Genomic DNA, 1,353 nt, shown 5'->3' with positions numbered 1-1,353 from the left:
TTTTTTTTTAATTAACTATTTTTATCGATTTTATCATGATCTTGCCTCTGTCTCACATTTATTTGAAATGACTATATCAATATGGTAGTTGCCACGACGCAATAAATAATGCGCCAGTAGCAGTCCAGCCGGGCCCGCTCCAATAATCACAACGTTTTGAACCATAGGGGTTTACCGAATACGATGAGTTGATGTACCGAACTTTATTATGCTTCCCGGCAGATCCCCGACTTCTGAATCAAATTGATTCAGGGCAATCAGGGTTTCAACAAAGAAGTGGGGGCCTGGGTTGTCTTTTCATCTGCGATCGGCAACCCCTGAAAAGTTAGATATTCTCAAGAATAGCTTGGGCGACAACTTCATCGGCGATCGGTTTTGCGATCGACTTGCCATGCAGAGCAGCCAAAATAGACTCCACCTTTTTCACCCATCCTGCAATACTGATAATAAGCCGTCATCACAAGGTCATAAATTAAGATGAACAGCAATACCAGCACCGGCTCAACAATCAAGCTGAATCAAGCATCCCTGTCTCGTTTACCTGGAAACGTGCGCGTACCCAAGTACGATCGCCATCAAATTACTAATGGAATTGTGCATATTGGGGTTGGTGGATTTCATTGATCGCACCAAGTGCTTTATCTCGATGATTATTTCCATCAGCATCCTGGTAGTGATTGGGGAATCTGTGGTGTTGGATTGCTGGACTATGACTATGACAGGCGGATGCGGGATGCGCTTCAATCCCAAGATTGTTTGTATACCTTAGTTGAGCGATCACAAGAAGGCGATCACGCTCGCATCATCGGCTCAATCACTCGATACCTGTTTGCACCAGACAATCGTCAAGCAGTCATCGAAGCATTAGCAGATCCCAAATGCCGAATCGTTACTCTAACGATCACTGAAAGCGGCTACTACTACATTGAAGGAAGTGGCAATTTCGATGTAAACCACCCGACGATGCAGCACGATTTGCTACATCCCAGCCAACCACTTGGGACATACGGTTTTTTGACAGCCGCACTCGAAAAGCGGCGTAAACAGGGGTTGGCACCCTTTACAGTCTTGTCCTCGCTAGAGCAAGAAATAGCCATCGGTGAAGATGGGCGTAAACAGGGGTTGGCACCCTTTACAGTCTTGTCCTGCGACAATATCCAGGGCAACGGCGACATGGTGCGGAAAATGCTAACGACATTTGCCGAAATGCGCGATCCAGAGTTAGGACGTTGGATTGCTGAACAGGTTGCGTTTCCCAACTGCATGGTCGATCGCATGGGAGCATGTCACTTTTGCAATAAGTATTTATACTTGTTGTGCAGTTTTTGGCGGTCTACCAATTAAGCCATTTAA

Annotated in this window: 3 protein-coding genes; 2 read left to right on the top strand and 1 reads right to left on the bottom strand. The window is 45.8% G+C overall.

All coding sequences use genetic code 11. From position 1 onward, the window contains the following. Positions 1 to 33: 33 nt before the first annotated feature. The gene (locus tag QUB44_RS30885) at positions 34 to 165 is read right to left on the bottom strand and encodes an FAD-dependent monooxygenase (RefSeq protein WP_333373734.1); all 132 of its coding nucleotides are present in this window, start codon (positions 163 to 165) and stop codon (positions 34 to 36) included. Between the two features lie 312 nt (positions 166 to 477). Here QUB44_RS30885 and QUB44_RS30880 point away from each other — a divergent pair, with 312 nt between their 5' ends. Both QUB44_RS30880 and QUB44_RS30875 read left to right on the top strand, forming a co-directional pair. Further along, a complete protein-coding gene (locus tag QUB44_RS30880) occupies positions 478 to 624 on the top strand; it encodes a hypothetical protein (protein ID WP_333373731.1) in 147 nt (48 codons plus the stop codon). Between the two features lie 9 nt (positions 625 to 633). Next, positions 634 to 1,344 (top strand): hypothetical protein, encoded by a 711-nt coding sequence (locus QUB44_RS30875; protein ID WP_333373728.1) that lies wholly within the window; start codon positions 634 to 636, stop codon positions 1,342 to 1,344. Positions 1,345 to 1,353 lie beyond the last annotated feature (9 nt).

Origin of the sequence: Microcoleus sp. AT3-D2 (assembly GCF_036705715.1) — a bacterium.
Taxonomy (GTDB): Bacteria; Cyanobacteriota; Cyanobacteriia; order Cyanobacteriales; family Microcoleaceae; genus Microcoleus.
Note: the sequence above shows the minus strand (reverse complement) of the source record. Positions and strands in the feature narration are given on the sequence as shown.

What these genes read in the sequence shown, in the direction of transcription:
- QUB44_RS30885 (WP_333373734.1), bottom strand. Translation starts at nt 165, where the DNA reads ATGGTTCAAAACGTTGTGATTATTGGAGCGGGCCCGGCTGGACTGCTA.
- QUB44_RS30880 (WP_333373731.1), top strand. Translation starts at nt 478, where the DNA reads ATGAACAGCAATACCAGCACCGGCTCAACAATCAAGCTGAATCAAGCA.